The sequence below is a fragment of the Selenomonas sp. genome (assembly GCF_052169755.1).
GTDB lineage: Bacteria > Bacillota > Negativicutes > Selenomonadales > Selenomonadaceae > Selenomonas.
In genome coordinates this window covers 20,459-27,851 of sequence record NZ_JBQNBV010000011.1, presented here as the reverse complement: position 1 = coordinate 27,851, position 7,393 = coordinate 20,459, and the positions used below count along the sequence as shown (strand labels likewise).

Genomic DNA, 7,393 nt, shown 5'->3' with positions numbered 1-7,393 from the left:
CCAATCAGTCGGCGCCCTTCGGGCTTGACTTCTTGGACTTTCATAGTACAATAGAAAGAGTAAAGGTGGCTGGTCAAAATGAATAAAGAGGATTTTGAGGAGATGGATCTGGAGACTCAAGAAATCCTGGACAAGCTCTCTCCTGCGCCTGAAAAGCTGCAAGAAGAGGGCTGGGATAGTCGTGCCCAACAGCAAATTCTGCTGGAGAAAAACGGACACGGCGTATGAGTCTTTCCGACGAAACGCGGGAAAAGCTGCAGAATCAAATCGATGCTCTCAGGAAACGTATGCTTTACGATGCGAATGATCTCGATTACGAAACGCATCTGCATCTGGTTCGCACCCTGCAAAAAGTGCTCGACCATGAGAAACAAAAGCCTTGAGAGATCCCTTTGCTTTCTGCAGATTTTCTTCCGTAAGAAGAGTAAAAAGATAAGCGGTGAACCAGAATTATGTACAGGAAATTCAGTCAGTGGAAAAAAAAGATCATTATTGCTTTCATGATAGGAGCCATTGCCAACAGCATGGCTCCTATCTTTGCCAGTGTGGAAACTCCCCCGGCTATTTCTGTCGCTCAGGCAGCTTCTTGCCCTTCGCCGACGAAACGCTATCAGGAAGCGTCAAAAGACAGCGATGATAGATCCAAGGAAGCAGCGAAAACAAAAGACAGCATCACCAATAATATTTTACAATCAGCTTGGAAGATTCTGCTCATGATCGCTGTCGTCTTCGCCGCAAGAATCGGCTGGAAGCATCAGCAGCGGAAACAAAATAAATAAGAAGGAAGGATTTTTATGGCAAAAGAAAAAACACTTGCCGTCATCGACCATTTGATCGAGCGGTATCCCGTACTCAGCTCCATGAAAGAACCTCTGATAACCACAGTCGATACGATCATCGATTGCTATGCGAAAGGAGGAAAACTTCTGATATGCGGCAACGGCGGCAGTGCAGCGGACGCCGAGCATATCACAGGCGAACTGATGAAGGGATTCTTGCTGCCGCGCCGCTTAGGTGAAGAGAAAAAGCAGCAGCTTATGGAAACATGCCCGGAAGATGCGGCATATCTTATCGAAAATTTGCAGGAAGCTCTGCCTGCGATCTCTCTCGTCAATCAGATCGCTCTCGGCACAGCATTCGCCAATGATCAAGCGCCCGACCTCGTATTTGCTCAACAAGTATTCGGGCTTGGAAAAAAAGGCGACATTCTTTTTGCCATCAGTACATCCGGCAATTCACAAAACGTCCTCTACGCCGCACAAGTCGCGCGTTCTTTCGGCATCTCCGTGATCTCTCTGACCGGTGCAGGAGGAGGAAAGCTGCGTTCTTTGACGGACATCCTTCTCGCTGTTCCCGACAAGGAAACCTACCGCATACAGGAGCTTCATCTTCCCATTTATCATGCACTCTGCATAGCCGCAGAGCAAGAATTTTTTGGCTATACTGAATAAAGGAATAGAATAACTATGACAAATATTTAAGCGATTATGGTATAATATGCTTAAATAAGAAACTGCCGTGGAGGAATCGCAATGATTGATGAAAAGCAACTGATGAAATTGCAAAATGGCAGCGACATACGCGGTACGGCTGTCGCCGGCATAGCAGATGAACCTGTCAATCTCACGCAAGAAGCTGTACGCTGCATCACCGGCGGCTTTTTGGATTTTCTCACAGAAAAAAACGGCAAGCCTGTGACGGAATTGACCATCGCCGTCGGACACGACTCGCGCATCTCTGCCCCCGACTTGAAGTGCGCTGTACTTTCCGCCATTCTTTCACGCGGAGCGAAAGCGATCGACTGCGGTCTCTCTTCTACGCCTGCGATGTTCATGTCCATTCTCTTTGACGAAACGAAAGCCGACGCCTCCATCATGATCACAGCAAGCCACTTGCCTTACAACCGCAATGGCATGAAGTTTTTCACAGAACGGGGAGGTTTAGAAGCAAGCGACATCAAGAAAGTGCTTTCTTATGCCGCAAAAAATCGCGTGCCAGCTTCCAATGAAAAAAAAGCTGCATCCTTCGATCTCCTATCCGTTTATGCTTCTCATCTGCGAAAAAAAATCTGCGAAGAACTTTCCGCTGCGCCTGAAGACAAGCCCCTTGCGGGTATGCACATCGTAATCGATGCAGGAAATGGCAGCGGCGGTTTTTTCGCCTCCAAAGTGCTGGCACTGCTTGGCGCAGACACTACAGGAAGCCGCTACCTAGAGCCAGACGGCATGTTTCCGAACCATATTCCAAATCCTGAAAACAAAGAAGCAATGGCAGCGATAAAGGAAGCCGTTCTGGAAAATCACGCCGACCTTGGCTTAATTTTTGATACCGATGTTGATCGCATGAGCGCCGTCCTTCCCACAGGAGAAGAGATCAACCGCAACGCTCTCATCGCCATGATGGCGGCTATACTGGCGCCCGATTATCCAAATGCAACGATCGTCACAGATTCCGTCACCTCAGATGAACTCACCTGCTTCTTAGAAAACGAACTTCATCTTCACCATCACCGCTTCAAGCGCGGCTACAAAAACGTCATCAACGAATGTATTCGTCTGAACGAAGAAGGAACGATATCACCACTCGCTATTGAAACATCCGGGCACGGAGCGCTGTCGGAAAACCATTACTTAGACGACGGCGCCTATCTCGCTGTGAAACTCCTCATCGCCGCCACAAAAGCAAAAAAGGAAGGGCGCACGCTTCAATCTCTCATTGAAAGACTCGCACATCCTTTGGAAAGTTCCGAATACCGATTAAAAATCAAAGGCGTCGAAGATGCCAAGGACTATGCCGGCGAAGTCTTAAACGCCTTTGCTGCACGCGCCAAAGAAAGCGGAATCAAAATTGCCGAGCCTTCATACGAAGGTGTTCGACTTATATTTCCGCAGGGTTGGGCGCTCTTGCGCATGTCGCTGCACGATCCTAACATGCCGCTGAATATCGAAAGCCGAGAAAAAGGCGGTACAGACATCATAGCCAAAAAAGTGAAGACTTTGCTCAGCGACCTTACTTCACTTGATCTAAGTGTACTTTAGGAAAATAAACGCATGACAGCACAAGAAGTTATTTTCCATCCGTTAATTTTTTTCATCAAATCCAGAAAGGGGTATACGCATGAAAAAACTCATCAACAAAGTAGAAGATGTCGAGCGTGAAATGATCGAAGGTCTTGCCAAGGCAGCGCCAAAAAAACTCAAAAAACTCCCTGAAGGAAACATCGTCGTACGCGCCCAAAAAAAGCAGGGCAAAGTCGCGCTCGTCTCCGGCGGCGGCAGCGGTCATGAGCCTGCACACGGCGGCTACGTCGGTGAAGGTATGCTCGATTGCGCCATAGCGGGCGCCGTATTTACTTCTCCAACCCCCGATCAGATTTACGAAGGAATCAAAGCTGTTGCAACCGAAGCCGGCGTCCTCTCCGTCGTGAAGAACTATACGGGAGATGTCCTGAACTTCGAAATGGCGATCGACATGGCAAAGGACGAAGGAATCAAAGCCGACTATGTAATCGTAAATGACGACGTAGCCGTAAAAGACAGTCTCTATACGACAGGCAGACGAGGCGTCGCCGGTACGCTGCTCGTACACAAGATTGCAGGTGCTTGCGCCGAGGAGGGCGCCGCTCTTTCGGAAGTCAAAAAATGCGCCGAAAATGTCATCAAGAATGTCCGCTCTATGGGCATGGCGATCTCTCCTTGCACGGTTCCCGCCGCCGGAAAACATGGTTTCACGTTGGCGGAAGATGAAATTGAGATCGGTATCGGCATTCATGGCGAGCCTGGCACGAGCCGTGAAAAGATTCTCTCCGCCAATGAAGCAGCAAAAAAGCTCCTTGATACCATTCTCTCTGACATCGATTACAGCGGCAGAGAAGTCGTCGTTCTCATCAACGGCATGGGATCCACACCTCTCATGGAACTTTACATCATAAACAATTTCGTACAGGATTATTTAAAAGAGAAGGGAATCATCGTATACGACACAATGGTCGGAAACTTCATGACCGCCATCGAAATGGCAGGTTTTTCTTTGACCCTTCTGCGCTTGGATAACGACATGAAACGCTTCTATGATGCCAAAGCGGATACGCTTGCTTGGAAGAAATAAATCACATGTAAAGAAAAGATTTCTGTGTATACTTCTATTGGACGAGGGATCAGTATATGAATACAAAAAATCTACTGGAAATCATGAAGGCGATCTCTGAAAAGATCGAAGAGGAAAAAGATACTTTGACTGAGCTCGACAACGCCATCGGTGATGGTGACCACGGCATCAACATGGCACGCGGTGCAAAAGCCGTAATGGAAAAAATTCCTTTGCTCATAACAAAGGACAGCGGCGCTATCTTCAAAGGCATCGGCATGGCGATCGTATCAAGCGTTGGCGGCGCTTCCGGCGCACTCTACGGCACGGCGTTCATGAAAGCCGGCGATGTACTCAAAGGTAAAATGGAGCTTTCACCGGAGGATTTTCTCGCAGCATTTTCCGCATCTGTCACAGGAATAAAGACGCGCGGCAAATCAACGATCGGCGAAAAAACCATGCTCGATGCCCTCTGCCCCGCCGAACGCGCCATGCGCGAAGCCATACAAGCGAAGAAAAGCCTCAAAGACGCCTTGCTCGCTGCCGCAGACGAAGCAGAAAAAGGCGCCGAACGCACGAAAGATCTCATCGCTACAAAAGGACGCGCAAGTTATCTTGGAGAGCGCAGCCTTGGACATCGAGACCCCGGCGCTGTATCTTCCTCTTTCATGCTGCGCGCCATGGCAGACACATTGTAAGGAGGAAGGCATCATGTTCAGTATTGTAATCGTTTCCCATAGCCAAAAACTTGCCGAAGGTGTTGTCGAAGTTGCAAAAATGATGGCACAGAACGTAACGGTCATTGCTGCCGGAGGCAACGAAAATGGCGAACTGGGCACAAGCTACGAGAAAATTGCCGCCGCCATTAATGAAGTATACACAGATGACGGCACAGCCATCCTCATGGATATGGGAAGCGCTGTCATGACGGCAGAGATTGTCCTAGAAAGCATGAATGAACGGCGTTTGAAACTCATCGATGCTCCCATCGTCGAAGGCGCCATCCTCGCTGCCATTGAAGCCGCCGCAGAAACATCTCTCGAAGATCTGCCGGAAAAAATGCAGCAGGCACGCGATGTGCGAAAAATCGAAGAATAAATTCCCCAATATCGGCAGCAACATCCTTTTCCAAACAGAATAGAAGAAAAAGAATAGACGGTCGCCTGAAGTTGAATCTTCAAACGACCGTCTATTCTTTTATTTAGATATCGAGATTACGCACATGCTTAGCATGTTCTTCGATGAATTGACGACGCGGCTCCACTTTGTCTCCCATAAGGATCGTGAAGAGTTCATCGGCTTCTTCTGCGTCCTCCATACGGACTTGAAGCATCGTCCGACCTTCAGGATCCATCGTCGTTTCCCAAAGCTGCTCGGGATTCATCTCACCAAGCCCCTTATAGCGCTGCACAGTGGCATTATCACGCCCGACTTCATTAAGTTTCTGCGTAAGTTCGTCGTCGCTATAGGTATACCAATGCTTCTTTCCCTTGCGTATGAGGTAGAGAGGCGGCTGAGCAATATAGACGTGACCGCGCTCAATGAGTGGCTTCATATAGCGATAGAAGAAAGTTAAGAGAAGCGTACGTATATGCGAACCGTCAACATCAGCATCGGTCATAATAATAATCTTGCCATAACGGCGTTTCGCGATATCGAAGTCATCGCTGATTCCCGTTCCGAAAGCCGTGATCATTGTGCGGATCTCCGCATTGGCAAAGATTTTATCAAGACGCGCTTTCTCGACATTTAAGATCTTGCCTCGCAAAGGGAGGATCGCCTGGAAGCGACGATCTCGTCCCTGCTTCGCCGAACCGCCGGCACTGTCACCCTCGACAAGGTAAATTTCCGCCTGTTCGGGATCTTTAATTGAGCAGTCTGCAAGCTTTCCAGGAAGGCTCGACACCTCAAGAGCATTCTTACGACGTGTAAGCTCTCGTGCTTTTCTCGCTGCCTCTCTTGCACGCGACGCCATAATCGCCTTCTCTATGACCTTTTTCGTGATCACAGGATTTTCCTCAAAATACTCTGTAAGCCCCTCAGTGACGATAGAATCAACAATGCCGCGCACTTCGGAATTTCCGAGCTTTGTCTTTGTTTGTCCCTCGAACTGCGGTTCGTGAATTTTAAGACTGATGACGCATGTCAAACCCTCGCGCACATCCTCGCCCGAGAGATTACCGTCCTTGTCTTTCAAGATTCCTTGCTTACGCGCAAAATCATTCGCTGCACGCGTCAGAGCAATCTTAAATCCCGCAAGATGCGTGCCGCCTTCCTCGGTATTGATATTATTGACAAAGCTGTAGATATTCTCCATGTAGCTGTCGTTGTACTGCATAGCGATTTCTACAACGGTATCATCTTTGATACCATTAAAATAAATTGGCGTCTGGTTGATGATTTCCTTTTTCCGATTCAAATGCTCGACGAAGGAACGAATGCCTCCCTCATAATAGTAAGATTCTTCACGCCCTTCACCGCGCTTGTCTCTGAGATTGATCGTGATGCCTTGATTCAAGAAAGCAAGCTCCCGCAGGCGATGCTTCAACGTATCGAAGCTGTACTGCGTCACGGTGAATATCTCGGGGTCTGGGATAAAATGCACTTTTGTCCCCGTCTTTTCTGTCTCACCAACGACCTTCAAAGAAGAAGCCGTCACACCATGTTCGAAGCGTATGCTGTGAATCTTACCGTCGCGCTTGACCTCGACATCCATCGAAGTCGAAAGTGCATTAACGACAGAAACGCCGACGCCGTGCAGACCGCCCGATACTTTATAACCTTCGCCGCCGAACTTGCCGCCGGCATGAAGTACGGTCAAGACAACTTCAACGGCAGGCTTTCCGCTTTCATGCATATCGACAGGAATTCCGCGCCCGTTATCTACGACGGTGATGCTGTTATCCTCTTCGATCGTCACGTCAATATGGTCGCAGTAGCCCGCAAGCGCCTCATCAATCGAGTTGTCAACAACCTCATAGACGAGATGATGCAAGCCTCGCTCCGACGTGCTGCCGATATACATGCCCGGACGCTTTCTTACTGCCTCTAATCCTTCAAGTATCTGTATCTGATCAGCTCCATAGTCACCATCGACTGCCGTGACATCCGCACTGTCCATATCCGTATGAATTTCGACGTTCTTCAAATCGAGATCATCATCACGCACTTCTTCGGCAAATTTCGTCGCTTCTTCCTCCGCTGCATCCATCAGAGCACAATTCAGCGCCTCATCAAGCGCATCGTTCTTCTTTTCCTTCCCCTTTGTCAACGGTATCATTCCTCCATCATTTATTCAAATTCTATT

At 48.7% G+C, this 7,393-nt stretch carries 9 protein-coding genes; 8 read left to right on the top strand and 1 reads right to left on the bottom strand.

Annotation, left to right across the window (positions count from 1 at the left end; genetic code table 11):
• Positions 1–78 precede the first annotated feature (78 nt).
• The 8 genes from ACTTKG_RS01870 to dhaM all read left to right on the top strand — a co-directional run bounded on the left by ACTTKG_RS01870 (position 79) and on the right by dhaM (position 5,184).
• The gene (locus ACTTKG_RS01870) at positions 79–228 is read left to right on the top strand and encodes a hypothetical protein (RefSeq protein WP_442672563.1); all 150 of its coding nucleotides are present in this window, start codon (positions 79–81) and stop codon (positions 226–228) included.
• Complete coding sequence (locus tag ACTTKG_RS01865; protein ID WP_442672562.1) at positions 225–383, top strand: aminoglycoside phosphotransferase; 159 nt, start codon at positions 225–227, stop codon at positions 381–383. Before ACTTKG_RS01870 ends, ACTTKG_RS01865 begins: the two co-directional genes overlap by 4 nt.
• Positions 384–452: 69 nt before the next feature.
• Entirely contained in the window at positions 453–779 is a 327-nt protein-coding gene (locus tag ACTTKG_RS01860) for a hypothetical protein (protein WP_442672561.1), read from the top strand.
• 15 nt (positions 780–794) lie between these two features.
• Complete coding sequence (locus tag ACTTKG_RS01855; RefSeq protein WP_442672560.1) at positions 795–1,451, top strand: D-sedoheptulose-7-phosphate isomerase; 657 nt, start codon at positions 795–797, stop codon at positions 1,449–1,451.
• Between the two features lie 81 nt (positions 1,452–1,532).
• Positions 1,533–3,038 carry a phosphomannomutase/phosphoglucomutase gene (locus ACTTKG_RS01850; protein ID WP_442672559.1) on the top strand — a complete coding sequence of 502 codons (1,506 nt, stop codon included), beginning with the start codon at positions 1,533–1,535 and terminating at the stop codon, positions 3,036–3,038.
• 79 nt (positions 3,039–3,117) lie between these two features.
• Entirely contained in the window at positions 3,118–4,107 is a 990-nt protein-coding gene (gene dhaK, locus ACTTKG_RS01845) for a dihydroxyacetone kinase subunit DhaK (protein ID WP_442672558.1), read from the top strand.
• Positions 4,108–4,163: 56 nt separating this feature from the next.
• Positions 4,164–4,784: a dihydroxyacetone kinase subunit DhaL gene (gene dhaL / locus ACTTKG_RS01840; RefSeq protein WP_442672557.1), complete on the top strand. Its 621-nt coding sequence runs from the start codon at positions 4,164–4,166 to the stop codon at positions 4,782–4,784.
• A gap of 13 nt (positions 4,785–4,797) precedes the next feature.
• Positions 4,798–5,184 carry a dihydroxyacetone kinase phosphoryl donor subunit DhaM gene (dhaM, locus tag ACTTKG_RS01835; RefSeq protein ID WP_442672556.1) on the top strand — a complete coding sequence of 129 codons (387 nt, stop codon included), beginning with the start codon at positions 4,798–4,800 and terminating at the stop codon, positions 5,182–5,184.
• A 103-nt stretch (positions 5,185–5,287) separates the two neighbouring features.
• Here dhaM and gyrB read toward each other — a convergent pair whose 3' ends face one another.
• Complete coding sequence (gene gyrB / locus ACTTKG_RS01830) at positions 5,288–7,297, bottom strand: DNA topoisomerase (ATP-hydrolyzing) subunit B (RefSeq protein ID WP_442672564.1); 2,010 nt, start codon at positions 7,295–7,297, stop codon at positions 5,288–5,290.
• Positions 7,298–7,393: the final 96 nt, after the last annotated feature.